This window comes from Kitasatospora sp. NPDC058032 (assembly GCF_042885845.1).
GTDB lineage: Bacteria > Actinomycetota > Actinomycetes > Streptomycetales > Streptomycetaceae > Kitasatospora.
The window spans coordinates 113,092-137,693 of sequence record NZ_JBHVRK010000006.1; the positions used below are offsets into that span (position 1 = coordinate 113,092).

Here is a 24,602-nt window from a genome sequence, read left to right on the forward strand (position 1 = left end):
GAGGACGCCGCCGGTGCACGGGAGTCGTCCGCCGCTCAGTGGTAGATGCTGCGGCAGAGGCGGGCCTGCTCGGAGCCGGCCGCCCATCGGCCGAACCGCTCCGCCTGGTCGCAGATCGTGCCCGCCCCCGCTCCGGGCGCCACGCCCGCTGCGGCGGCGCTCACGGCGGTGGAGGGCGCGGGAACGGTGCCGGACGCCGGTGTGGACGCCGGGGCGGGACCGGAGGACGGAGCGCCCGCCGTCCGGCTGGGCGCCGGGCGCGGCGAACGGCTCGGCTTCGGTCGCGGCGACCCGGGGTGATCCCCACCGTCGCCCCGGGTCGCGGTCGCCGTCTGCGGCTCGTCCTCTGCCGCTTCGGCCGCCGCACCGGCTGCCGCACTCGCCGCCGCCGCGCTCGCCGTGACGGCGGCTCGCGCGCCCTCGCCGCTGGTGGTCGTCGGCGGCGGCAGCGGGGACGGCGCGGGCACCGGGAGCCGGTCGATCGCCGCCGAGGCGACCGGGGAGGGCGGGAGCGGCGGGGGCGCCGAGGGCCCCGGGAAGGCCAGCACCCCGGACGACTCCTCGCCCGGCCCGGGCCCGCACATCGCCAGCACCACCGCCAGCCCGGCGACGATCCCGGCCGAACCCGCCATCCACGCCCGGCGCCGTCGCTGTCGGGCCTTCTCGGCGGCGGCTTCGGCCATCGCCTCCCAGGGCGGCGGCTCGCTGGGGTTCGCGGGCGGGGCCGGCACCGGCGGCGGCTGCCACGCGTGGGCCGGCCACTGCCACTGCACGACGCCGGACGGCTTCGTCACCCCCGGACCGCCCGGTCCCCCCGGACCCGGGGGACCTCCCGGACCCGCCGGACCCGTCGGCCGTGCCCGGCCCGCCGTTGTCGGTCCGCCCACCACCGGTCCGCGCGGCGGTGGCGGACCGCCGTTCGGCACTCCGCCATTCGGCGGCGGCCCGCCGGTTGCCGCCGTGCCGCCACCCGTCGATTGCCCGCTCATGTCCTCGTCCTCCTGCCATCGCCTGCTCCGGCTCCCCGGCGGCTCACCCGTCGGCGCCGCCCGGTCGTACGGGAACGGGGCCGGTCCGGGGCCGCCGTAGGGCCCCGCTCGCCGTGCTCAACGAGCGCGCCGACGGCGGGACATGACCCGGAAGAGCGCCCCGGGGCGCGACCGCCCCTCCTCACGCCCCCTGGCCGTACGCTGGCTGCCGTACCCCGGGTGCGCTCCCCGGAGGTCCGCCACATGCTGGGGGCATGGAAACCAACAGCCCGTCCGGCACGGCGCAGCCCCAGGTCAAGGTCGCCGAGTTCCGCACCGACAGCCGCTACCGGCTGGTCCACTTCGAGGGCCACGGCTGGGAGCCGCTGGGCCCGGAGGAGTTCGAACCGCGGATCCACCAGCTGTTCCCCGACCTCGACCCGCGCGACCCGGCCCGCGTCCAGTGGGAGGACCGCCCGTGGGAATGGCCCACCTGGCACCCGGGCGAGGCCTGACCGCAAGCGTGACGGCCATCCGGGGTAGGGTTGGCGCGGTCCGTTGACAGTCCCGGCGGGCCTGGTTGACGCCGGACGGCGGAGGGGGAGCGGTGGCGACGGGGGAATTGGGCACGGACCGCCCGGTAGGCACCACCGGCTACGGGGCGGCGGCCGAACAGCTGGCGGCGCAGTACGAAGCCGTCACGTTCGCCGAGGTCCACCGAGAGGCCCGGCACCTGTTCCCGCCCCACCCCTGCGATGTCCTCGACGTCGGCGCCGGCAGCGGCCGCGACGCCGCCGCGCTGGCCGCCCTCGGCCACCGGGTGGTCGCCGCCGAACCCACCGCCGAGCTGCGCCGGATCGGCGAGCGGCTGCACGCCGGCAGTGGCGTCCGCTGGGTGGACGACGCCCTGCCCGACCTGCGCCGCCTCGGCGAGGAGGGCATCCGCTTCGACGTCGTCCTGCTGACCGCCGTCTGGATGCACCTGCCCCCGGACGAACGCCCGTCGGCGATGGCCGCGCTGGCCGGCCTGCTCGCTCCCGCCGGCCGCCTCTTCCTCTCCGTGCGCCACGGCCCCGTCCCGCCGGACCGCCGGATGTACGACGCCCCGGCCGACGAAACCCTCGCCCTCGCCCGGGCCCACGGCCTGCACTCCCTGCTGCACACCGAACGCCCCGACCTGCACGGCCGCACCGACGTGCACTGGACCGTCCTGGTCCTCGCCGCCGACGGCCCGTCCGCTCAGCTCGCGAAGCCGCCGTTGCTCAGCAGGAGCTGACCGTTGACCCACTGACCCTGCGGCGAGCAGAGGAAGGCGACGAGGTTCGCGGTGTCCTCGGGCGTGCCGAGGCGGCCGAGCGGCGTGTGGCCGACGACCGCCGTCCGCACCTCCTCCGTCATCCAACCCGTGTCCACCGGGCCGGGGTTGACCGCATTGGCGGTCACTCCCAGATGGGCGAGCTCGCGCGCCGCCGCGAGCGTGATCCGGTCGAGCGCCCCCTTGCTCGCCCCGTAGGGCAGGTTGCCCGCCGTGTGGTCGCTGGTGAGCGCGACGATCCGTCCACTGCCCGCCGGTCCGGCGAACCGACGCCCGTACTCCCGGATCAACAGCCAGCTCGCCCGCGCATTGACCGCGAAGTGGCGGTCGAAGCTCTCCACCGTGGTGTCGAGCAGCCCCGAGTCCACCGACTCGCAGTGGCACAGCACCAACGCCGTCACACCGCCGAGCCGCCTCTCCACCTCGTCGAACACCCGCCCCGGAGCGTCCGGTTCAGCGAGATCGGCCTCCACCGCGACACTCGCCGCACCCTCGTCCGCGAGCGCCTGCCCGACAGCCTCGGCGGCCCCCTGCTCCTCGCCCCAGGCCATCCGCCGGTCATAGGGCGTCCAGTAAGTGAAAGCCACATCCCACCCGGCCCCGGCAAGCCGCCTCGCCACCCCGGCACCGATCCCCACCGTCCGCCCGACACCGGTGACCAACGCCACGGGCCGGGAGCTGGGGGAGCGCGGGGATTCGTCGCCGATCGTCATGACAAGTGATCGTCCGCTCAACCGTGGCTGACCGTCAAACCCTTTACCCTTCAACCCCGCAAGCTTCCCGCTCGTGCTGCACAGGAAGTCGGACCGGCCGAGTTCCTGTGGAGCACCTTGGATAGGGTTCTCCCGTCACCCACCACGAGGTACCCCGAAAGTCGGAAATGCCCGAATCTCAACAAGTTGCAGAATCCCGCCCTACCCCGCCCTAAACCCGCAGCTCACAGCCTCTGCTCCCCGCACACGCGGGGATGGTCCCCGGGATTTTCCAGTCGACCGGCTGGTCATGGACTGCTCCCCGCACACGCGGGGATGGTCCCTCACCATCAGCGATGACGCGGAATGGTGGTTCCTGCTCCCCGCACACGCGGGGATGGTCCCGGCGTCACCCTCGCCCGGCCGGAGCCGTGGCTCTGCTCCCCGCACGCGCGGGGATGGTTTCTGACCTCGGCGATGGCTGTCATCGGATCCGCCGCTGCTCCCCGGAGCCGGGGAGCAGCGGCGGGTTGTGGGGTACTGCGGCTGTTGCAAGTTCGGGCTTGAGGTTGGCTGGGCGCTTGGCGGCGGTAGTGGGCCGGCCTGGTCCGTGGTCAGGGGCTGGCGGGAGGTGTGGCCTCGTGGGTGGCCGGGTTAAATCCGGTGACGGGGGTGGCCAGTTGGCGATAATGGGCGGCGTGGAAGAAGTCGAGGTAGTCGTCGCGCATCGCGAACGGGCCACGCTCCGTGTCGGCGAGGTGTTTCTCAAGGTCGACGCTGACCGGGCGCGTACCGATGTCGAGGTGGAGGCGATGGGCAGGGTGCCGATTCCGACGCCGCCCGTGCTCTGGCGGAAGCCGCCCGTGCTGGCGCTCGGGGCTGTTCCCGGCGTGGAGCTGGGGCGGTTGGGGGAGGTGTCGGGGGCTTCGGCGGCGGCGTGGGCGGCGGCGGGGGCGGCCGTGCGGCGGTTGCACGATGCGCCGTTGCCGCCGTGGCCGGGGCTGGGTGTCGACGCGGTGGCGGCGCGGCTCGACGGTGAGTGCGAGTGGCTCCTCGCGAACGATGTGCTGCCCGCCGGGCTGGTCGCGGGCAACCGTCGGATCGCCGAGGTGGCGCTGCGGCCGTGGAGACCCGCGTTCATCCACGGGGATCTGCAGGTCGCCCACGTGTTCGTGGACGGTGACGAGGTCACCGGCGTGATCGACTGGTCCGAGGCGGCCCCGGGCGACGCCCACTACGACCTCGCCACGTTGACCCTCGGGCACCCGGAGCGCCTCGGTGAGGTCCTCGCCGGCTACGGTGCCGACGCCGACATCGACCTCGATGTGATCCGGGCGTGGTGGTCGTTGCGGAGCCTGCTGGTGATCCGCTGGCTGGCCGAGAACGGGTTCGACCCCGCCTCGCCGGGCTGTGAGGTCGACGTGCTGAGATCCCAGCTGAAGGGTGAGTCAGGCCCGGGCGGCGGCGAACAGGCGGTGCGCGGCGTCGAGTAGCGAGTCCACGGAGCGGCGCACCTGGGCGAACAGTGCCGCGCACTCCAGAAGGGCGAGCGCCTGTCGCGGCGGCGGCGTCGGCCTCGGCGGGCTCGAAGCCCTCCGCCGTCAGGCGCTTCGCGAGCACGGCCTGCCAGTCCGCGTACACGTCCGCGCAGATCTGGCGCAGAGTCTCGTTGCCGCCCGCGAGCTCCAGGGCGACGGTCGCGATCGGGCAGCCCTCGGTGAAGTAGGAGCGGGGTTGACGGGCCGACGGTTTCCCGGCGGGGTGGTGATCGAATACCGTTCGGCACATGACAAAGAGTCACCTGTCGACCTCCGCCCCGAAGAACGGTCGCACCGGCCTGCTCGCCGCGCTGCTCGCGTCCGTCCTGGGCGTCACCACCGTCGCACTGACCACCCCTCACGCGGCCTCCGCAACCCCGGGCGCCCCCGTCGCCCCCGCGGCCTCCGCCGCCCCCGCGCCCGGTGAGGTCGTCGTCGACGAGGGCTTCAACGGCCCCGGTCTCCCCGCCGGCTGGACCGCCGTCGAGGGCGCCTGGAAGGTGGAGAACGGCCGCCTCGTCGGTGCCTCCACCGACTGGAACCAGCAGACCCGCATCACCTTCGGCCGCCACCTCGCCGACTTCCGCATCGAGGCCACCGCCCGCTTCGACACCGTCGTCGACGGCGCCCGCTGGGCGGCGCTCGGGCTCGACGTGCCCGCCGACGGCAGCACCCCGTGGTCGATCGCCACCATGCGCTCCACCACCACCGTCGCCAACGGCCTGGAGTTCGCCCAGCGCACCCCCGCCAATACCTGGAACGTCACCAACACCGGCTCCGCCCCGACCGCCGCCGCCACCGGGCGCGACGTGCGCATCGCCGCCGAGGTGCACGGCACCACCGCGCGCTGGCTGTTCGACGGCCGGGAGGTGATGCGCACCACCCAGGTCGCCCGCAGCGCCGACGGCGGGCAGGCCCTGATCGTCAACGGCGCCCAGGTCTCCTTCGACGACCTCAAGGTGACCGCCCTCGCCCCGGGCGCCTTCGTCCGCCAACCGGGTGCGCCGCTCACCGTGTTCGCCCACCGCGGCGCCTCCTCCGCCGCGCCCGAGAACACCCTCCTCTCCGACGAGGTCGCCCGGCGGGCCGGCGCCGACTGGATCGAGAACGACGTCCAGCCCAGCCGCGACGGCGTGCCGTACGTCCTGCACGACGACACGGTGAACCGCACCACCAACGGCAGCGGCCGCATCCGTGACCTGACGGCCGCCCAGCTGGACGGCCTGGACGCCGGCTCCTGGTTCGCCCCGACGACGGTCGGTGCGCGGGTGCCGAGCCTGGCCGCCCAGCTGGACGACCTGCGCACCCGCGGCGGCAGCCTGCTGCTGGAGATCAAGGGCCCGCACACCCGCGACGAGGTCGCCCGCATCGTCAAGGACATCCGCGACCACGGCATGACCGGCCGCGTCCTGGTCCAGAGCTTCGAGGTCGACGCCCTGCGCTACACCCGCGAACTCGCCCCCGACCTGCCGCTCGCCCTGCTGCGCGGTGACCTCGACGCCGACCCGGTGGCGGTCGCCCGCGACCTCGGCCTGTCCGCCTACAACCCCGCCGACGCCGCCCTCGCGGCCCGCCCCGGGGTGATCGCGGCCCTCCACGCGGCGGGCGTCGCGGTCAACGTCTGGACCGTCGACTCGGCCGCCCGATGGAAGGCCCTGGACGCCGCAGGCGTCGACGGCATCATCACCAACCGCCCCGCCGAGCTGGCCGGTTGGCTCTCCGCCCGCCAGTAGCCGAATACGGTTCGGGCGCACCGCCCGCCCGGTCCCGCACGGTGACCGGGCGGGCGGTACCGTCGTACCGTCGTACCGGGGAAGCGGGCGAAGAGGGCGGGGACAACCGCAACGGAGGTGGCGATGGAGCGCGCGACGACCGGCCGGACGTCCGACGGGCGGCTCTCGGTCGACTTCCACGCCCGGCAGGCGGTGGCCGACGGCCGGGTGGTCCAACTGACCTACGGCGACTGCCGTCTCCTCCTCGGCCTCATCGAGCAGGGGGACGAGTTCCGCGCCGCCCGGGACATCGGCGACCGGGTCTGGAACTTCGCTGCGGCCACCGAGCACGAGGTCCGTGTCCGCCTCAACTACCTGCGCGCGAAACTCGGCCGGGACTGGGTCGAGACCACCGCCCGGGGGCACCGACTCGGCCGCCCTCCGCTCCCGGGCGAGCCGGCGGCGACCAGGAACTGACGAAGCGTCAACGCATTGCGGAGAAACAGGAGATCGAATTCAGATCGACGATCCCAGGCGGCCAATCTCGGCCTCGGCGCGACGTGAGACCGCCGGGGCGGGGTGGGGGAGACACGGCCGACGAGGCGCAGAGCGCGCAGGCCGAACAGGCGGCACAGGCCGAGCAGGCCGCACAGGCCGCGCAGCGCACGGAGCCGGACCCGCTGACCCTCCGGGTAGCCGAAACCTGCGGCTGCTGAACGCCCCCTACAACGTCCCGAACCGCGCCGGCCCCGTCGGCCGGTAGGTGTGCGCCGTGATGCCGGACGGGGTGGTGCGGGTACCGGTGAGGCGGAAGGCGGTGGGCGGGCCCGCCTCGGGGAAGAGGCGGTGGCCGGTGCCGAGCCGGACCGGCGCGGTGACCAGGTGGTACTCGTCGATCACGCCGTGCGGCATCAGCACGCGGGCGAGGGCGCCGCTGCCGTGGATCTGGATCTCGGTGTCGCCCAGCCGCTCCTTGAGCGCGGCCACCTCAGCGACCAGGCCGCCGGGGGCGGCGCCGGTCAGCACGGTGGTGTTGTACCAGGCGGCCTCGCGCAGGGTGGTCGAGGCGACGTACTTGGGCAGTGCGTTGAGCGGGGCGGCGATCGGGTCCGCCGGGTCGGTGACCTTCGGCCAGTAGCCCGCGAAGATGTCGTACGTCCGGCGGCCGAGCAGGAAGGCGCCGGCCCGGCCGAGCACGCCGTCCATCAGGGCGCCGAACTCCTCGTCGTCGGCGAACGGGAACAGCCAGCCGCCGTGGGCGAAGCCGTCCTCGCGGTCCTCGTCCGGTCCGCCGGGCGCCTGCATCACGCCGTCGAGGGTCAGGAAGGTGGTCAGGACGAGCTTGGCCATGAAGGGTCTCCCCGGTCGGATGCCGCCCCCCGGGGTCCAAGATCCCAGACGGCCGCCCGCGCCGCCGGTGCGCCACGCCGGTCGTCCGGCGCCCCGGCCGGTCTGGAAGAGTGCGGGGCATGAGACTTCGCTGCGCCGTACTCGACGACTTCCAGGGTGTCGCCACCACGATCGTGGACTGGTCGCCGGTTTCCGACCGGGTGGAGGTGGTGGCGTTCCGCGAGCATCCCGCCTCCGAGGACGAACTCGTCGCGGCGGTCGCCGACTTCGACATCGTGGTCACGCTGCGCGAGCGGATCGCCTTCCCGGCCACGGTGTTCGCCCGGCTGCCCCGGTTGCGGCTGCTGGTCGCCTCGGGGATGCGCAACTCGGTGATCGACCACGCGGCGGCCCGCGCGCACGGGGTGACGGTCTGCGGGACGGCCAGCTCCTCGACGCCGCCCGTGGAGCTGACCTGGGCGCTGCTGCTGGGGCTGGCCCGGGGGCTGGTCGAGGAGAGTACGGCGCTGCGCACCGGCGGGCCGTGGCAGAGCACGGTGGGCGCCGATCTGGCGGGGTGCCGGCTGGGTCTGCTGGGCCTCGGCAAGATCGGTGCGCGGGTGGCCCGGGTGGGTCTGGCGTTCGAGATGGACGTGGTGGCGTGGAGCCCGAACCTCACCGATGAGCGGGCGGCGGAGGTGGGGGTGGCCCGGGCCGGGTCCCTGCCGGAGCTGCTGAGCGGGAGCGACTTCGTCTCCGTGCACCTGGCGCTCGGCGAGCGCAGCCGGGGGCTGCTGGGGGCGCCGGAGCTGGCGCTGATGAAGCCGGAGGCGTACCTGGTCAACACCTCGCGGGCGGCGATCGTCGACCAGGACGCGCTGCTGGCGGCGCTCGCGCGGGGCCGGATCGCGGGGGCTGCGGTGGACGTGTTCGACCGGGAGCCGCTGCCGGCCGGCCACCCGATGCGCACCGCGCCCCGGCTGCTGGCCACGCCGCACCTGGGGTACGTGTCACGGGACAACTACCGCCGCTACTACGGCGAGGCGGTGGAGGACATCGCGGCGTTCCTGGCCGGCTCGCCCGTCCGCGTCCTGGGCGGCTGACGGCTGACGGCCGACGGCCCGTCGCCCCCCTCCTCCGTGAGAGGGGGGCGACGGGCCGCGGCGCGGAGCGGGCGTCAGGAGACCGACACGGCGCTCCACGCGGCGGCGACCGCGTTGTACTCGGTGCTGTTGGCGCCGTAGAGGTCCTTGGCGGCGTTCAGGGACGCGGTGCGCGCGCCCTTGTAGTCCGTGGTGGACGTCATGTAGACGGTCAGCGCGCGGTACCAGATCTTCGCGACCTTCTGGTTGCCGATGCCGGCGACCGTCGAGCCGTTGCAGGTCGGGCTGTTGTAGCCGACGCCGTTGACGGTCTTGGCGCCGCTGCCCTCGCTGGCCAGGTAGAACCAGTGGTTGCCGACGCCGGAGGAGTTGTGCACGTCGAGCTGGCCGACCTTGCGGCTCCAGCAGTCGGCGGAGCGGCCGTCCAGGGACGGCTTGTCGAAGCGGCGCAGCCAGGGCGGGGTGGACTGGTCGCTGAACAGGTAGTCGCCGGTGTCGACCGGGTTGTTGGCGTACCACTCGACCATGGTGCCGAAGATGTCCGAGGTGGCCTCGTTGAGGCCGCCGGACTCGCCGCTGTAGCGGAGGTTGGCGGTGGCGCTGGTGACGCCGTGGGTCATCTCGTGGCCCATGGTGTCGAGGTCGACCTGCTCGGGGTCGGTGACGCCGTCGCCGTCGCCGGTCATCATGCAGAAGCAGCTGTCGGACCACTGGGCGTTGTCCCACTTGGTGCCGACGTGCACGAAGACGGTGGCGCCCTTGCCGTCGTTCTTGATGCCGCTGCGGTTGAAGGTGTTCTTGTAGTAGTCGTACGTCCAGGCGGTGTTGGCGTGGGCGTCGACGGCGGCGGTGGCGCGGTCGGTGGAGAACTTCTTCCCGTCGCCCCAGACGTTGTCGGCGTCGGTGTAGAGGGTGCCGGAGTTGGCGTTGATCGCGCTCGCGGAGAGGTTGCGGGCGTCCTTGGTGGTGTGGCCGCGCAGCGGGTCGATCAGCGCGTAGCCGCCGCCGCTCTGGGCGGTGGTGTCGATGGTGATGTCGCCGGTGTACTCGGAGTGGCCGGTGCCGGAGGCCTGGTGCTCGGAGTCGTAGGCCTCGATCTGCGCGCCGCTGTCGGCGTCGGTGACCACGACCCGGCCGGCGGGCTGCCCGTGGTCGCCGGTGCCCTGGACGGTGGTGCGCCAGGCCAGCCGCGGGGTGCCGTCGGCGGCCCAGACGACCAGCTCGGGGCTGCTGCTGGCGTCGCCGATGCCGGGGGCTGCCGCCAGCGCGCGACCGGCGGTGAGCTGGGCGGGGACCTTGGGGACGATCGTCTTCACGGCGGCGTCGTGGGCGGCGGCGCGGGAGGAGTCCTTGAGCCGGCCGCGGGCGTCCTGGTGGACCACCAGGTCGCCGCCGACCACGGGCAGGCCGAGGTAGGTGCGGTCGAAGCGGACGTGCCGGCTGCCGTCGGCGTCGAGCACGACGTCCTTGACGACGAGGTCCTGGCCGTCGCCGAAGCCGAAGACCGCGGCGTTGCGGGCGACGTCGGCCCGGGCCTGCGCGATGGCGGCGTCACGGCCGGCGGGGGCGGCCGAGGCGGTGCCGGCGGTGACGGTGGCCGCGACGAGGGCGGCGGTGGCGGCTATGGCTCCGGCCGCGAGGCGGCGGCGAGAAGAGGAGGAGGGGCTCACTCTGGCTCCAGTCGGGGATGCTGCGTGGTGCGGGGATGAGGGCTGCGATGAGATTGACGGTGATCAGTCAGTCAGAGCTAGAGGTGGCGTCAGAACTTTGCCAAGTTGTGTCCTGTACTGATCAAGAGCGACTGCCTGTGAGCAGTCCGTCTACGCTCGCGCCATGACGAACCCCCAGCCCCTCTCGCCCCTCGACCTCCACTGGCGGGGCGAGTTCACGGACCGTGAGCTCGATGCCCTGCATGCGGCCGCCTTCGGCCACCGCGGGTCCGGGGCCGACGGCGCCCCCACGCCCTGGCGTGTCCGGCTGGAGCGGCACAGCCTCGGCTGGGTCTGCGCCCGCCCGGCCCCGGACGGTCCGCTGCTCGGCTTCGTCAACGTCCTCTGGGACGGCGGCGTCCACGCCTTCCTGCTGGACACCGCCGTCGACCCGGCCGTCCGGCGCGGCGGCACCGGCACCCGGCTGGTCGCGGTCGCCGCCGAGAACGCCCGCGCGGCCGGCTGTGACTGGCTGCACGTCGATTTCGAGCCGCACCTGCGCGGCTACTACCTCGACGCCTGTGGCTTCCGGCCCACGGACGCGGGGCTGCTCGCGCTCTGAACGGCCCACCGCTCGGACGCCCGGGGCTCGGCGGCGCCCGGACGCCGAGCGGCGGGCCGGTGTCCACCGCTCGGACGCCCGGACCGCCGTCCGGGCGAACGGTTGTACTCTGCACGCGGACGGTCGGCGCCGGCCCGTCTCCGGTGCGGCGCCGTCTCCGTGACCCTGCCCGGCACCGGACCCGTAGGAGGCCCGCCCGCATGAGCACGTCCGACCCGCGCACCTCGTCCGACTCGGACCCGTCCGACGTGGGTCCGGCCGCCGCCACGGCCCCGGCCACCGCGTCCCCCGCCGTCGACGTGGACCCGCTGCCGCTGCTGCGCGCCCGGGCCGTCGACGTCGTCCGCGACGGGCGCCACCTGCTGCGCGGGATCGACCTCGCCATCCGCCCCGGCGAGCACTGGGCGCTGCTCGGCCCCAACGGCGCCGGCAAGTCCACCCTGCTCGCCCTGCTCGGCGCGGTCTCCCACCCCACCCGCGGCGAGGTGGACGTGCTCGGCCGTCGGCTCGGCCGGGTCGACATCCGCGAGCTGCGCGCCCACCTCGGCCACGTCAACCCGCGCCACCCGCTGCGCTCACCGCTGACCGTGCGCGAGGTGGTGCTCACCGGCGTGACCAACACCATCGAGCCGGACCTGCACCGCAAGCCCGCCCCGGAGGAGCTGGACCGGGCCGAGCGGCTGATCGAGACCCTCGGCATGGCGGCGACCGCGGAGTCCGCGTGGACCACGCTCTCGCAGGGGGAGCGGGGCCGGGCGCTGATCGCCCGCGCGCTGATGCCCAGCCCGCGGCTGCTGCTGCTCGACGAGCCCGCCACCGGGCTCGACCTGACCGCCCGCGAGCTGCTGCTCGACAGCCTGGACCTGCTGCGCCATCAGCACCCGGAGCTGGCCAGCGTGCTGGTCACCCACCACCTGGAGGAGCTGCCGGAGTCCACCACGCACGCGCTGCTGCTGCGCGGCGGGGAGACGGTCGCGGCCGGGCCGGTGGACGAAGTGATGACCACCGAGCTGGTGAGCGCCACCTTCGGGCACCCGATCCGGATCACCCGGCACGAGGGTCGCTGGACCGCCCGGGCCGCTGCCCGTCGGACCCCGGAGGTCTGAGACCCGGGACCCGAGCAGGCTCCAGAGCCCGAGCGAGGTTCGAGAGGGGGCGCGCACCGCCGGTGCGCGCCCCTTTACCACTTCTTTGCCCTATTGGCCACGCCCCGGCGCGCCCCCGGTGGCCGGAAATCGTCCGTGGGTCGACGGCCGGGGCTCCGTCGGCCCGCTCCCACCTGCACCGTTTCGTGACCGACCCCGGTGTAGACGGCAAAATCTGATATCCCTAAGGTATGCCTTAGCTAAGTGGCTGGGGACGGTGCGGACCACGCCCTCCCAGTCGCCCGCGCTGAGCCCTGCCCTGATTCGCCCTGCCCCGACCGCTGGAGCCCGCATGCCCGCCCGTCGTTCCACCGCAGCCACGTTGCTCACCCTCGCCGTGGCGACCGCCGTACTGGCCGGCTGCTCGAAGAAGGACGACAAGGCCGCGGCCGACGCCGTCGCGGTGAACGCCACCGACAGCGCCTGCGAGCTCTCGAAGACCAGCTTCCCGGCCGGTCACGTGGCGTTCGACATCTCCAACAAGGGCTCGAAGGTCACCGAGGTCTACGTCTACGCGGCCGGCGACAAGATCGTCACCGAGCGCGAGAACATCGGCCCGGGCACCAAGACGACCATCAACGCCGAGATCAAGGCCGGCACCTACGAGGTCGCCTGCAAGCCGGGCATGGTCGGCGACGGCATCCGCCAGAAGATCACCGTCACCGGTGACGGCGGGTCGGCCGCCCCGGCCGACCCGCGGCTGACCGCGGCCGTCGACGCCTACCGCAAGTACGCCCAGGAGCAGGCGGACGCCACCATCCCGGCCGTCGAGGCCTTCGCCGCCGCGATCAACGCCGGCGACCTGGCCAAGGCCAAGTCCCTCTACGCGCCCTCGCGGACCGGCTGGGAGCGCACCGAGCCGGTCGCCGAGAGCTTCGGTGACGTCGACCCGAAGACCGACACCCGCGAGGACAAGCTGGAGCCGGGCCAGGAGTGGACCGGCTGGCACAAGCTGGAGAAGTCGCTGTGGGCCGACGGCACCATCGGTGACGCCGAGAAGAAGCTCGCCGACCAGCTGGTCGCCGACCTGAAGGACTGGCAGAAGAAGATCCCGGAGGCGGAGATCACCGCGACCAGCATGGCCAACGGTGCCAAGGAGCTGCTGGACGAGGTCGCCACCAACAAGGTCACCGGCGAGGAGGACCGCTACAGCCACACCGACCTGGCCGACTTCGTCGCCAACGTCGAGGGCGCCAAGAAGGCCTACGAGCTGCTGAAGCCGGTCGCCGCCGAGAAGGACGCCGAGCTCGCCAAGACGCTGGACTCCGAGTTCGCCGCCATCGAGACCCTGCTCGCCAAGTTCAAGCAGCCCGACGGCACCTACACCTCGTACGACAAGGTCACCGACACCGAGCGCAAGACCTTCTCCGACGCCGTCAACGCGCTGGCCGAGCCGCTGTCGAAGCTGGCTGCCGCGGTGGTCGTGAAGTAGTACCCGCCGCCCGGCGCCCGCCAGCGGCGCGCGCCGGGCACCGCACCGCGCACCACCCCCGCACTCCGCCGTGGCGGCCCCCGTGGCCGCCACGGCATCCGTGAGTCCAGCACAGAGAAGGGCCCGCCCGCCGATGGACGCCGAGAACCAGCAGCAGAACGGGACGCCGTCCGGCAACGACGCCACCGCCGCCGACACCGCCCCCGCGAGCCGCACCGCGGTGAGCCGCCGCGCCGTGATCGGCTGGGCCGGCGCCGGGGTCGCGCTGGGCGCGGCCGGCGTCGGCTCGGTGGCCGCCGCGACCCGCCAGGACGACGACAGCCCGGCCGCCCCGGCCGCGGCCACCGCCGACATCCCCTTCTACGGCGACCACCAGTCCGGCATCGCCACTCCCGTCCAGGACCGGCTGCACTTCGCCGCCTTCGACGTCTCCGCGACCGCCACCCGCGAGTCGCTGGTCAAGATGCTGAAGGAGTGGACCAAGGCCGCCGCCGCGATGACCGGTGGCCGCGAGGTCGGCAGCGGCGCGGCCAGCGGCCTGCCGGAGGCGCCGCCGGACGACACCGGCGAGGCCCTGGGCCTGCCGGCCTCCCGGCTGACCCTCACCATCGGCTTCGGCCCGAGCCTGTTCGAGAAGGACGGCGTGGACCGCTTCGGCCTCCAGGCCAAGCGGCCCGAGGCCCTGATCGACCTGCCCAAGTTCAAGGGCGACAACCTCGACCCGCAGCGCAGCGGCGGCGACCTGTGCGTCCAGGCCTGCGCCGACGACCCCCAGGTCGCCGTGCACGCGATCCGCAACCTGGCCCGGATCGGCATGGGCACCGTCAACATCCGCTGGTCGCAGCTGGGGTTCGGCAAGACCTCCTCGACCACCCCGGACGCCCAGACCCCGCGCAACATGATGGGGTTCAAGGACGGCACCCACAACATCGCCGGCACCGACACCGCCAAGCTGGCCGACCACGTCTGGGCCGCCCCCGGCGAGGGCCCGGAGTGGATGACCGGCGGTTCCTACCTGGTCGCCCGCCGGATCCGGATGCACATCGAGACCTGGGACCGCGCCCCGCTCAAGGAGCAGGAGGACGTCTTCGGCCGCACCAAGGGCGAGGGCGCTCCGTACGGGCGGGCCAAGGAGCACGACGCCCCGGACCTCAAGGCCATGCCGCAGGACGCGCACGTCCGGCTGGCCCACCCGGACTCCAACAACGGCCTGATGATCCTGCGCCGCGGCTTCTCCTTCACCGACGGCACCGACGGCCTCGGCCGGCTGGACGCGGGCCTGTTCTTCCTGGCCTACCAGCGGGACACCCGCAAGGCGTTCGTCCCGCTCCAGCAGCGGCTGGCGGCCTCCGACGCGCTGAACGAGTACATCCAGCACGTCGGTTCGGCCCACTTCGCCTGCCCCGCGGGCGTCCGAAAGCCCGGCGAGTGGTGGGGCCAGGCCCTCTTCGGCTGAGGCCCGGAGCCGACCCCCCACCCGTCTCGCCCGTATCACCCTCTTCACCTCCCAGGGAGCCAGCGTGTTCGCCAACTACCTGATCGGCCTGCGCGAAGGACTCGAAGCCAGCCTGGTCGTCTGCATCCTCATCGCCTATCTGGTCAAGACCGGCCGCAAGGACCGGCTGCCCCCGGTCTGGGCTGGCATCGGCGTGGCGGTCGGGCTCAGCCTGGCCTTCGGCGCCGTGCTGCAGTTCGGCTCCACCCAGCTCAGCTTCGAGGCCCAGGAGGCGCTCGGCGGCACGCTGTCGGTCATCGCCGTCGGTCTGGTCACCTGGATGGTGTTCTGGATGCGCCGCACCGCCCGGCACCTGAAGACCGAGCTGCACGGCAAGCTGGACGCCGCCCTCGCGATGGGCACCGGCGCCCTGGTGGTCACCGCCTTCCTGGCGGTGGGCCGGGAGGGCCTGGAGACCGCGCTGTTCATCTGGACCGCGGTGCAGGCCACCTCGGACGGCTACAACCCGATCATCGGTGCGGCGCTCGGTCTGCTGACCTCGGTGGTGCTGGGCTGGCTGTTCTACCGGGGCGCGCTGAAGATCAACCTGGCCAAGTTCTTCACCTGGACCGGCGCCATGCTGGTCGTGGTCGCCGCCGGCGTGCTCGCCTACGGCGTGCACGACCTCCAGGAGGCCGGCTGGCTCGGCGGTCTGCACAACCTCGCCTTCGACATCTCCTCCACCATCCCCAAGGACAGCTGGTACGGCACCCTGCTCAAGGGCGTCTTCAACTTCCAGCCGGACCCGACGGTCCTGCAGCTGGTGGTCTGGCTCGCCTACCTGGTGCCGACGCTGGCCTTCTTCTTCGGGGTCTTCGGCGGCGGCTCGGCCAAGCCGGTCGCCCCGAAGCCGGGTGCCGCCAAGTCGGCCGCCTGAGCGAACGGTTCGCGCCATCGGCGCACCCGCGCAGGACCCCAGAACGCCCCGTCCGGCCACCCGCCGGACGGGGCGTTCGGCGTTCCCGGCGTGTCGGCAGCCGCTGTACCTGACAGCTGGTCAAAAAGTTCACCTCCTGGATCTACCCGCGTAAACCCTTGCGCCCCCATCCTGGTGGGCAGCCCGGGCCGGTTCCCGCCCGGGGGCTTTCCCCTGCCCTCCTCGACCCAGGAGTCCCCGCATGTCCGCGATGTCCGCGATAGCCGCGCCCCGCCGTGCCCTGGCCGCCGCCTTCGGCGCCCTGCTGCTCGCCCTCACCACCCTGCTGACCGGCGCGGGCACCGCCCAGGCCGCCCTGCCGACGCCGATCTCCGCCGCCACCGCCCGCGGTTACCTCGCCGCGATCGCGGTGGCCGCCGAGTCCCACACCACCACCTACGACCGGGCGCTCTTCCCGCACTGGATCACCATCTCCGGCACCTGCAACACCCGCGAGACGGTCCTCAAGCGCGACGGCAGCAACGTCGTCACCGACGCCAACTGCGCCGCCGTCAGCGGCAGCTGGGTCTCGGTCTACGACAACGTGACCACCACCGGCGCGTCGAGCTTCGACATCGACCACCTGGTGCCGCTCGCCGAGGCCTGGCGCTCCGGCGCCTGGGCCTGGACCACCGCCCAGCGCCAGGCCTTCGCCAACGACCTGACCCGCCCGCAGCTGGTCGCCGTCTCCGCGAGCTCCAACCGCTCCAAGGGCGACCAGGACCCGGCCAACTGGCTGCCGCAGGCCTCGTACCGCTGCACCTACGCCCGCGCCTGGGTGCAGGTGAAGTACTACTACGGCCTCTCCGTCGACAGCGCGGAGAAGAGCGCCCTCTCCTCGATCCTCAACGGCTGCTGAGGAAACGTTCGTCCACGGCCTGGAACGGCAGCACCGCCCGCCGGGAGCGATCCCGGCGGGCGGTGCGGTGTGACGGGGCGGGGCGGGCGCTACTGGCTCTTGATCGCGCCCAGGATGTCCATCCGGGCGGCCCGGCGGGCCGGCCAGAGCGCGGCCAGCAGGCCGATCACCGCGGCGGCGGCCAGGAAGAAGGCGATCTTCCCCGGCGGCACCACCATGGTGATGTTCTTGAACGTGTCCGCCAGGGTCCGGGTGCCGGCCCACGCGGTGACGATGCCCAGGAGCACGCCCACCACACCGCCGAACAGCGCGATCATCAGCGACTCCAGCCGGACCATCCGGCTGATGCCACGCCGGTCGAGGCCGACCGCCCGCAGCATGCCGATCTCCCGGCGGCGCTCGAAGACCGACATCGCCATGGTGTTGATGACGCCCAGGACCGCGACCACCACGGACATGCCCAGCAGTCCGTACATGATGTTCAGCACGGCCGTCACCATCTGGCTGTTCTCGGCCTTGATGTCCTTCTCGCCCTTGACGGTGATCAGCGGGTTGCCGCCGGTCGCGTCGCGCAGCGCCTGCTTCAGCTCGGGGGTCGCGCCGTCGGAGCCCTTGACCAGGACCTTCTCCAGGCCGGAGCCGGCGGCGGCGTGCGGGCCGACCAGCTGGTTCGGAGCGACCAGCCCGGCGACCAGGCTGTTGCTCTCGATCAGGGCGCCGACGGTCAGGGTGCCGCGGGCGCCGTCGGGGTAGGTGATGTCGAGGGTCGAGCCGACCGTGAGGTCGTTGCGCTCGGCATAGCCGGTGGTGGAGATCAGCTTGCCCTGCTTGAGGGCGTCGGCCGCACCGGCGGTGACCTTGAGGTCGACCAGCTGGTCGAAGGTCGCGGCGTCGACGGCGGTGAGCAGGGAGGTGTCGCCGTCGGCGACGGCCTTCACGGAGACCTCGCGCAGGACGCTCGTCGCGGTGACGCCGGGGACCTTGACGATCTGGTCGGCGACCTCGGGGGAGAGCATGGAGAAGTTCTCCATGGCGACCGCGTAGTCGGCCTTGAGGTCGCTCGCGGTGGCCTCGTCGACGGCCTTGTTCACCGAGGCGCCGACCACGGTCAGCGCGGTGATCAGGGTGACGCCGATGGTGAGCGCGGAGGCGGTGGCGGCGGTGCGGCGCGGGTTGCGCACGGCGTTCTCGCGGGCCAGCTTGCCGGGCGTGCCGAACAGCTTGCGCAGCACCGGGGCGAACAGCGCGATCACCGGGCGGGACAGCAGCGGGGTGAGCACGAAGACGCCGATCATCAGCGCGCCCGAGCCGAGGCCCACCACGTTGACCGACTTGGCGGCGGCGCCGCCGAGCAGTCCGGCGACGCCGATCGCGGCGAAGAACAGACCGATGATGTTCCGCACCAGCAGGGACTTCTGGGTGGCGGGCTGCTCGGCCGAGCTCATCGCGGCGATCGGGGCGATCCGGGAGGCGCGCAGCGAGGGCAGCCAGGCGGCCAGCACGGTGACCAGGGTGCCGACGAGGAGCGAGGCGATCACCGTGGACGGGGCGATCACCAGCGGGCCGGTGGGCATGACGGTGTCCAGCGAGCCGATCACGGCCTGCAGGCCGGCGGCGATGCCGATGCCGGCGAGCAGACCGCCGAGCGAGGCGGTCAGGCCGACCAGCAGGGCCTCGGCCAGGACGGAGAGGGTGATCTGCTTGCGGCTGGCACCGACGGCGCGCAGCAGGGCGAGTTCCTTGGTGCGCTGGGCGACGAGCATGGTGAAGGTGTTGGCGATGATGAAGATGCCGACGAAGAGCGCGATGGCGGCGAACACCAGCAGCGCGGTGGACATGCCCTTGGTGCCGGCCTCGATCATCCGGTCCTGCTCGTCGGCCAGCTCGCGTCCGGTGCGGGCCTCGACGTCCTCGGAGGAGGGCAGGGCCTGCTTGACGGCGGCGAGCAGCGCGGTGTCGTCCGCGCCCGGCTTGCCCTTGACGTCGATCTCGGCGAACCGGCCCGGTGCGAGGTAGAGCTGCTGCGCGGTGGCGGTGTCGAAGGCGGCGAGCGAGCCGCCGGAGATCACCCGCGGGTCGTTGGTGGTCACGGTGCCGGTGAGCTTCAGCTCCATGACCGGGCCGTTGACGGCGACGCGCACGGTGTCGCCGACCTTGTAGCCGCCCTTCTCGGCGGTCTTGGCGTCCAGGGCCACCTCGCCGGCGGTGCGCGGGCCCCGGCCGTCGACCAGCGGGAAGCGGGGGTCGGTGCCGTCGGCGCCCGGGACGTAGTTGGTGCCGGTCGTGGAGAAGCCGTTGCCGATCAGCGCGCCCTTGCGGTCGGCGATCCCGGCGAAGCCGCTGACCACGCCGCGGGCCTCGGCGGCGCCGGGCAGCGCGGCGATCGCCGTGCGGGTGTCCTCGGTGAGGGAGGGGCCGTCGGAGGCCTTGGCGCCGTGGTCGTAGCCCTTGCTGACCGCGGCGCGGTCGTTGACGGTGACGGCGATGTCGGAGTAGCTCTTGGCGCTCTGGGAGCGCATGGCGTTGCCGAAGGTGTCGGTGAAGACGAGGGTGCCGGCCACGAAGGCGGTGCCGAGGAGGACGGCGAGCGCCGTCATCAGCAGTCGGCCCTTGTGGGCCAGCACATTGCGCAGTGCGGTGCGGTACATGGGGTGTCCTGGAGTGTGCGGAGGGTCGGGTGGCGGACGCGGGGCGTCAGCTGGTGCGGCCCTTGGCGTCGAAGCGGCGCATGCGGTCCAGGACGGTGTCGGCGGTGGGGTTCGCCAGTTCGTCGACGATGCGGCCGTCGGCGAGGAAGACGACGCGGTCGGCGTAGGAGGCGGCGACGGGGTCGTGGGTGACCATGACGACGGTCTGGCCGAGTTCGCGCACGGAGTTGCGCAGGAAGGAGAGGATCTCGGCGCCGGAGCGGGAGTCGAGGTTGCCGGTCGGTTCGTCGGCGAAGATGATGTCGGGCTTTCCGGCGAGGGCGCGGGCGCAGGCGACGCGCTGCTGCTGGCCGCCGGAGAGCTGGCTGGGGCGGTGCGAGAGGCGGCCGGAGAGGCCGACGGTCTCGACGACCCGGTCGAGCCACTGCTTGTCGGCCTTGCGGCCGGCGATGTCCATCGGGAGGGTGATGTTCTCCAGGGCGGTGAGGGTGGGCAGCAGGTTGAAGGCCTGGAAGATGAAGCCGATGTGGTCGCGGCGCAGCTGGGTGAGCTGCTTGTCCTTGAGGCCGACGAGTTCGGTGTCGCCGATGGTGGAGGAGCCGGAGGAGACGGTGTCCAGGCCGGCCATGCAGTGCATGAGGGTGGACTTGCCGGAGCCGGAGGGGCCCATGATCGCGGTGAACTCGCCCTGGGGGAAGGTGACGCTGACGTTGTCGAGGGCGACGACGCGGGTCTCGCCCTCCCCGTAGACCTTGTACAGGCCGGTGGCGCGGGCGGCCGCCCGGCCGGTACGGACGGCGGTTGCGGACATCGTCACGAGGGCTCCCTGGAGGTGCGGGTCAAAGAATCGGAAGATTGCCTTCCCTTTACATTCTTTCAAGCGGCCCACGTCCGTTTTGTCGCCCCCGGGTACGGGCTCCCCCCGCCGTACCGGCGGTTCGGCGGGGGTGCTCCTCCTCCTCAGGTATGACCTCCGACCCTGAGATGCTGTGCGGCGACTACTCGATCGCGACGCCCCAGCGCACCGCGAGCCCGGCCAGCCCGTCCTCCACCGGCGTCCCGCCCGGCGTGAACCGCCAGACGCCGCCGCGCCGTTGGAAGGAGCCGAGGACCATCGCGCGCTGCGACACCCCGCCGGTCTCGGCCGCCCACTCGGCGGGACCGTCGGTGTCCGGGCCGAACACGCCCGCCACCGTCAGCCCGTGCACATAGCCGAGCGGCAGCACCGGCGGCTCCTCCTCCTCGGTGGACACCGCCACCACCACCTCGTCCACGCCCGGCGCCAGCCGCCCCGGCTCCAGGGTGAGCTCGGCGCGGCGCACCGGCTCACCCGGCACCGAGCGGGTGGGGTGCAGCCGCACCGCGCCGGCCGGGTCCTGCGGGTTGTTGAAGAATACGAAGTGCTCGTCGTCCAGCACCCGGCCGTTCGCGCACAGGAACGCCGAGACGTCCAGCTCGACGGCGTCCCCGCCGGCCGTACGGCTGCGCCAGGACAGCGCCAGCGTGCTGGTCGCGCGCTGCTCGGTCGGGTTCCCGGCGGACGAGGCCGCCGGTACGCGGTGGCCGGCGCCGTTCGTCCGCTCGCCCAGGCGCCCGCGCAGGCCCTGCTCCGCCAGCAGCTCCACCAGCTCCGGCCCGCTCACCAGGCTCAGCGGCTTGTTGCGGATGTACTCGTAGGAACCCGGCCCGAAACCCGCGGTGGTCACCAGGATGCCCTTGATCGCGCCGTGGTGGCGCACCGTCGAGTCGAGGTCGCGCACCGCGGTGGGGGAGACCGTCGAGCGGTAGCGCTTGGCCTGGATGACGATCCGTCCGCCGGTCACCGGATCGAGGTCCTCGGCGACCACGTCCACGCCGACGTCACCGCTGCGCGCCGTGGTCATCACCCGGAAGCCGCGCAGCCGGAACAGCTCGGCGATCAGCTCCTCGAACTCGATCGGGTCCATCTCGAAGAGGTCCGGGTCGTCCTCGCCGCCCTGTCCGGCCACACTGCCGCCGACCGTCTCCGGCAGCCGGTCCGGCCGCACCTCGTCCAGCCGCTCGGGGCGCGCCGACAGCACGCCGCCCAGGCCCTGGAAGCACTCCACGGCCGCCACCCGGTCCAGCGCCAGCCCGGCGAACTCGCCCCGGTCGACCGTCACCGTGGTGAGGAACCGCTCCGCCTCCCGGCCGGTCGCCGGGTCGATGCCGCGCACGAAGCCGTTCAGCACGACCGAGGCCAGCAGTCCGTCCCCGTCCGCCCGGTACAGCTCGGCCACCACCCGCAGCGCGGTCTGCGCCAGCACCTCCCGGTACAGCGCCTTGCGCTCCGTCGCCGGGCGGGCCACCTCGGCCTCCCGGTCGTCGGACTTCACGTACCGCACCCGGGCGGTCGCCGGGACGACGTCCGGGCCCGGCAGCTCCCAGTTCACCACCAGCTGGCGGCCGGACGCCTCCCAGGCCGCCACCAGCTGTCGCGGGAAACCCTCCGGCCAGCCCGCCGAGGCGTACAGCACCGCGGTGAAGTACTCCTGCACCGCCTCCGCCTCGCCGGACCGCAGCCGGCGCAGCAACTCCTCGGTCCGGGCGGCCCGTTGCTCGTCCTCCCGGCGGAACCGGGCCACCCACTCCAGGTACTGCCCGTGGTACTCGGCCAACCGCCGCTGCCGGTCCGCCTCCGCCGCCTGCGCCGCGTACCAGTCCTGCTCGAACCGGGCCCGCGCCTGCGCCACGTACTGCTCGTACTGCTGCCACACCCCGGGGTTGCGGGCCTGCACCGGGTCGGGCGGCGGCACCTGGTAGCGGGCCTGGTCCGGCATCGGCACCGGCTCGCCGAGCCGGCCCGGCTCGAACGGCGGCACCGGGCGCGGGGCCAGCAGGCTCTGCGCCCGGAACGCCGCGGCGCCCGCGCCGGTCGTCAGCAGACCGCGCAACTCCTCCACCCGGGCGTCCAGTTCGGCCGTCCGCCGGGCCGCCTGGGCCTCCCGGTCCTGCTGGTACGCCTTCTGCGCCTCGCGCTCGGTGCGGGCCGCGGCCTTCTGGGCCTCGCGCTGCTCCCGCTCCCGCCGGTTCTGCTCGGCGGCCTGGGCGCGCCACCGGGCCTCCTCCCGGCGCTGCTCCTGTCGCTGCGTCTCCGCCCAGACCGCCAGCACCCCGTTGTTCCGCCGCCCCGCCACGTCCACCCCTTCGTTCCACGCCGGTCCGCCGCGGCGCCCGCCTCCCGGCCGCGCCGCCGCCGCGCCCGCCACAATAGAACGTGTACCGGGGGCGCGCGCAAAGCCCCGGCGACCTGCGGCGTCGGCGGGGGGTGAACGGGCGTCAGGGGGCGGTGGCCGGCTCCCGCACGTCCGCGTACCAGCGCCACTCGGTGCGGCGCGGGCGGCCGGGCGCCGCGGCGCGGCCGGTGGCCCAGAGCAGGGTCGGCCAGGGGGCGGCGGGGTCGGGAGCGGGGTCGGATGTCGCGTCCGGTTCCGCGTCCGGTGCCGGGTCCGGCATCGCGCCGGGCGTCACGTCGGGGAAGAGCCGGGCGAGGGTACGGCGGCAGACGTCGGCCGGCGGCTGCCAGGGCAGTCCGAGGCCCTCGGCGACGTCGTGCACGTGCACCAGCGTCTCCACCAGGCTCATCGCGACGAACCCCGCCGGGTCGGCGAGCCCCCAGGGATGGAAGGCGCGGACCTCGGGGGTCCTGGCCCGGGCGATCGCGACCATCAGCCCGCCGCTCGCCTCCAGGACCTCCAGCAGGCCGTCCGGGCCGTCCTCGCGGCGGGCGAAGGCGAAGCTGTTCGGCCCTCCGGGGAAGGGGCGCCGGGCGACGAAGGGCACGTACCGGTCGCGGGGCGGCTCGGCCGGGCCGAGCTGGGCGGCGTAGGCGAGCAGGTCGTCCGCGAGGTGTTCGACGGTGGTCCAGCAGTCCCAGTCGACGCCGCCGGCCGGGCGGGACCAGCCGGCGCCGGCGGGGGCCGCGCGCAGGGTGTCCACGGCGAGCCGGAGTATGGCGGCCAGGTCGTCGGGGGTCGGGTCGCCGGGCGGCGAGGTGGGGTCCGTGCTGGTCATGCGCAGGACGGTAGCCGGTCGGGCGGGCTTTGCCCAGCGATGCCCCTGGGGGTATCTCTGCTACAGTCGACAGTGCCCGGTGGATACCCCTGGGGGTAAAAAGCCCAGAGAAGGAGAGGCACGTGTTCTTCGTCGACACCCCGGAGATCGAGGGCCACGACACCTTCACCTCCGCCGTCGGGGCCGGCCCCACCGTCCTCACCGCCTGACCGCCCTCCCGGCACGGCACCACCCCCCCCTGCAGGAGCACCACCATGCACCACCACCGCCCCGCCCCGGCCGCCCGCATACCGGCCGACCCCCGCCCGGCCCGCCCCCACCTCCCGGGGTGGTGCCGATGACCACCCTGCTGCTGGCACTCGCCGCCGGAGCGGTCGTCGGACTGGTCCTCGGCGGGCTCGGCGGAGGCGGCGGCATCCTGGCCGTCCCCGCGCTGATCTACCTGCTCGGACTCTCCCCGGCCGCCGCCACCACCGCCGCCCTGCTGATCGTGCTCGCCACCTCGATCTCCGCGATCGTCGCCCACATGCGGGCCGGCACCATCCGCTGGCGAACCGCCCTCGCCTTCGCCGCCGCCGGCCTGCTGCCCGCCGCCCTCACCGGCGCCGCCGCCGCCAGGCTGCCGCAGAGCCTGCTCACCGCGGCCTTCGCCCTGGTCGCCGCGCTCGCCGCCGTCCGCATGCTGCGCCCGCCCCGCCCGGCGTCGGCCGACGGACCGGCTGCGGCCGACGCACCGGTGCCCGCCGGTGCCCGCCCCGGGCGGGCGGCCGCCTCCGGGGCCGGACTCGGCGCGCTGACCGGCCTGCTCGGCGTGGGCGGCGGCTTCCTGGCCGTGCCGGCGCTGGTCGGCGCGGTCGGGCTCTCGATGGAGGCCGCCGTCGGCACCAGCCTCCCGGTGATCGCCGTCAACGCCTCCGCCTCGCTCGTCACCCGCGGTGGCGGCGCGGCCGGACTCGACTGGGCGGTGATCGCCCCGTTCACCGCCGCCGCGGTACTCGGCGCCTGGGACGGCAAGCGGCTCGCCGCCCGCCTCTCCGGGGCCGTCCTCCAGCGGACCTTCGCCGCCCTGCTGCTCGGCGTCGCCGCCGTGATGGGCGCCGACGCCCTGCTCTGACCCCTGACCACCTCGTTCCCCTTCTTCCCTACC

Annotated in this window: 21 protein-coding genes, 1 pseudogene and 1 CRISPR repeat array; of the genes and pseudogenes, 13 read left to right on the top strand and 9 right to left on the bottom strand. The window is 73.7% G+C overall.

The window, feature by feature from the left end; genetic code table 11:
- Window positions 1-35: 35 nt before the first annotated feature.
- Window positions 36-794: a hypothetical protein gene (locus ACFVUH_RS12660; protein WP_387912920.1), complete on the bottom strand. Its 759-nt coding sequence runs from the start codon at window positions 792-794 to the stop codon at window positions 36-38.
- 449 nt (window positions 795-1,243) lie between these two features.
- On the opposite strand from ACFVUH_RS12660, the gene ACFVUH_RS12665 reads away from it, so the two are divergent.
- Both ACFVUH_RS12665 and ACFVUH_RS12670 read left to right on the top strand, forming a co-directional pair.
- Window positions 1,244-1,483, top strand: a complete 240-nt coding sequence (locus ACFVUH_RS12665; RefSeq protein WP_380686952.1) for a hypothetical protein — start codon at window positions 1,244-1,246, stop codon at window positions 1,481-1,483.
- Window positions 1,484-1,575: 92 nt separating this feature from the next.
- Window positions 1,576-2,244, top strand: a complete 669-nt coding sequence (locus ACFVUH_RS12670; RefSeq protein ID WP_387912922.1) for a class I SAM-dependent methyltransferase — start codon at window positions 1,576-1,578, stop codon at window positions 2,242-2,244.
- Here ACFVUH_RS12670 and ACFVUH_RS12675 read toward each other — a convergent pair.
- Window positions 2,208-2,996: an SDR family oxidoreductase gene (locus ACFVUH_RS12675; RefSeq protein WP_387912924.1), complete on the bottom strand. Its 789-nt coding sequence runs from the start codon at window positions 2,994-2,996 to the stop codon at window positions 2,208-2,210. The genes ACFVUH_RS12670 and ACFVUH_RS12675 overlap by 37 nt on opposite strands.
- Before the next feature lie 233 nt (window positions 2,997-3,229).
- A CRISPR array of direct repeats spans window positions 3,230-3,441; the repeat unit is 29 nt; unit sequence CTGCTCCCCGCACACGCGGGGATGGTCCC.
- Window positions 3,442-3,673: 232 nt separating this feature from the next.
- On the opposite strand from ACFVUH_RS12675, the gene ACFVUH_RS12680 reads away from it, so the two are divergent.
- Complete coding sequence (locus ACFVUH_RS12680) at window positions 3,674-4,468, top strand: phosphotransferase family protein (protein ID WP_387912925.1); 795 nt, start codon at window positions 3,674-3,676, stop codon at window positions 4,466-4,468.
- A 73-nt stretch (window positions 4,469-4,541) separates the two neighbouring features.
- Here ACFVUH_RS12680 and ACFVUH_RS12685 read toward each other — a convergent pair.
- Window positions 4,542-4,763 (bottom strand): annotated as a pseudogene (locus tag ACFVUH_RS12685) (hypothetical protein); the annotation flags it as partial.
- On the opposite strand from ACFVUH_RS12685, the gene ACFVUH_RS12690 reads away from it, so the two are divergent.
- Together ACFVUH_RS12690 and ACFVUH_RS12695 are read left to right on the top strand one after the other, a co-directional pair.
- Complete coding sequence (locus ACFVUH_RS12690; protein ID WP_387912926.1) at window positions 4,762-6,246, top strand: glycerophosphodiester phosphodiesterase; 1,485 nt, start codon at window positions 4,762-4,764, stop codon at window positions 6,244-6,246. The pseudogene ACFVUH_RS12685 and the gene ACFVUH_RS12690 sit on opposite strands and share 2 nt — an antisense overlap.
- 123 nt (window positions 6,247-6,369) lie before the next feature.
- Window positions 6,370-6,702: a hypothetical protein gene (locus ACFVUH_RS12695; RefSeq protein ID WP_387912928.1), complete on the top strand. Its 333-nt coding sequence runs from the start codon at window positions 6,370-6,372 to the stop codon at window positions 6,700-6,702.
- A gap of 246 nt (window positions 6,703-6,948) precedes the next feature.
- On the opposite strand, the gene ACFVUH_RS12700 is transcribed toward ACFVUH_RS12695, so the two are convergent.
- On the bottom strand, window positions 6,949-7,575 hold the full coding sequence (locus tag ACFVUH_RS12700) for a dihydrofolate reductase family protein (RefSeq protein ID WP_387912930.1): 627 nt from the start codon (window positions 7,573-7,575) through the stop codon (window positions 6,949-6,951).
- A gap of 119 nt (window positions 7,576-7,694) precedes the next feature.
- Here ACFVUH_RS12700 and ACFVUH_RS12705 point away from each other — a divergent pair, with 119 nt between their 5' ends.
- Window positions 7,695-8,657 carry a D-2-hydroxyacid dehydrogenase family protein gene (locus ACFVUH_RS12705; RefSeq protein ID WP_355375961.1) on the top strand — a complete coding sequence of 321 codons (963 nt, stop codon included), beginning with the start codon at window positions 7,695-7,697 and terminating at the stop codon, window positions 8,655-8,657.
- Between the two features lie 74 nt (window positions 8,658-8,731).
- On the opposite strand, the gene ACFVUH_RS12710 is transcribed toward ACFVUH_RS12705, so the two are convergent.
- Window positions 8,732-10,327, bottom strand: a complete 1,596-nt coding sequence (locus ACFVUH_RS12710) for a M4 family metallopeptidase (protein WP_355375964.1) — start codon at window positions 10,325-10,327, stop codon at window positions 8,732-8,734.
- 163 nt (window positions 10,328-10,490) lie between these two features.
- On the opposite strand from ACFVUH_RS12710, the gene ACFVUH_RS12715 reads away from it, so the two are divergent.
- From ACFVUH_RS12715 to ACFVUH_RS12740, 6 genes are all read left to right on the top strand, one after another.
- Complete coding sequence (locus ACFVUH_RS12715) at window positions 10,491-10,928, top strand: GNAT family N-acetyltransferase (protein ID WP_387912932.1); 438 nt, start codon at window positions 10,491-10,493, stop codon at window positions 10,926-10,928.
- 200 nt (window positions 10,929-11,128) lie between these two features.
- Window positions 11,129-12,034 carry an ABC transporter ATP-binding protein gene (locus tag ACFVUH_RS12720; RefSeq protein ID WP_387912934.1) on the top strand — a complete coding sequence of 302 codons (906 nt, stop codon included), beginning with the start codon at window positions 11,129-11,131 and terminating at the stop codon, window positions 12,032-12,034.
- Window positions 12,035-12,365: 331 nt separating this feature from the next.
- Window positions 12,366-13,505: an iron uptake system protein EfeO gene (efeO, locus tag ACFVUH_RS12725; protein WP_355375972.1), complete on the top strand. Its 1,140-nt coding sequence runs from the start codon at window positions 12,366-12,368 to the stop codon at window positions 13,503-13,505.
- A 133-nt stretch (window positions 13,506-13,638) separates the two neighbouring features.
- Entirely contained in the window at window positions 13,639-14,961 is a 1,323-nt protein-coding gene (gene efeB / locus ACFVUH_RS12730; RefSeq protein WP_387912936.1) for an iron uptake transporter deferrochelatase/peroxidase subunit, read from the top strand.
- 64 nt (window positions 14,962-15,025) lie between these two features.
- A complete protein-coding gene (gene efeU, locus ACFVUH_RS12735; RefSeq protein ID WP_387912938.1) occupies window positions 15,026-15,877 on the top strand; it encodes an iron uptake transporter permease EfeU in 852 nt (283 codons plus the stop codon).
- A 250-nt stretch (window positions 15,878-16,127) separates the two neighbouring features.
- Window positions 16,128-16,775 carry an HNH endonuclease family protein gene (locus ACFVUH_RS12740; protein ID WP_355375981.1) on the top strand — a complete coding sequence of 216 codons (648 nt, stop codon included), beginning with the start codon at window positions 16,128-16,130 and terminating at the stop codon, window positions 16,773-16,775.
- A gap of 89 nt (window positions 16,776-16,864) precedes the next feature.
- Here the strand turns inward: ACFVUH_RS12740 and ACFVUH_RS12745 are convergent, their stop codons facing one another.
- The 4 genes from ACFVUH_RS12745 to ACFVUH_RS12760 all read right to left on the bottom strand — a co-directional run bounded on the left by ACFVUH_RS12745 (window position 16,865) and on the right by ACFVUH_RS12760 (window position 23,455).
- Window positions 16,865-19,423: an ABC transporter permease gene (locus tag ACFVUH_RS12745; protein ID WP_387912940.1), complete on the bottom strand. Its 2,559-nt coding sequence runs from the start codon at window positions 19,421-19,423 to the stop codon at window positions 16,865-16,867.
- Window positions 19,424-19,469: 46 nt separating this feature from the next.
- On the bottom strand, window positions 19,470-20,240 hold the full coding sequence (locus tag ACFVUH_RS12750) for an ABC transporter ATP-binding protein (protein ID WP_387912942.1): 771 nt from the start codon (window positions 20,238-20,240) through the stop codon (window positions 19,470-19,472).
- Window positions 20,241-20,421: 181 nt separating this feature from the next.
- Window positions 20,422-22,578 carry a restriction endonuclease gene (locus ACFVUH_RS12755; RefSeq protein ID WP_387912944.1) on the bottom strand — a complete coding sequence of 719 codons (2,157 nt, stop codon included), beginning with the start codon at window positions 22,576-22,578 and terminating at the stop codon, window positions 20,422-20,424.
- Between the two features lie 142 nt (window positions 22,579-22,720).
- Window positions 22,721-23,455 carry a hypothetical protein gene (locus ACFVUH_RS12760; protein ID WP_387912946.1) on the bottom strand — a complete coding sequence of 245 codons (735 nt, stop codon included), beginning with the start codon at window positions 23,453-23,455 and terminating at the stop codon, window positions 22,721-22,723.
- A 337-nt stretch (window positions 23,456-23,792) separates the two neighbouring features.
- Here ACFVUH_RS12760 and ACFVUH_RS12765 point away from each other — a divergent pair, with 337 nt between their 5' ends.
- The gene (locus ACFVUH_RS12765) at window positions 23,793-24,569 is read left to right on the top strand and encodes a TSUP family transporter (RefSeq protein WP_387912948.1); all 777 of its coding nucleotides are present in this window, start codon (window positions 23,793-23,795) and stop codon (window positions 24,567-24,569) included.
- Window positions 24,570-24,602 lie beyond the last annotated feature (33 nt).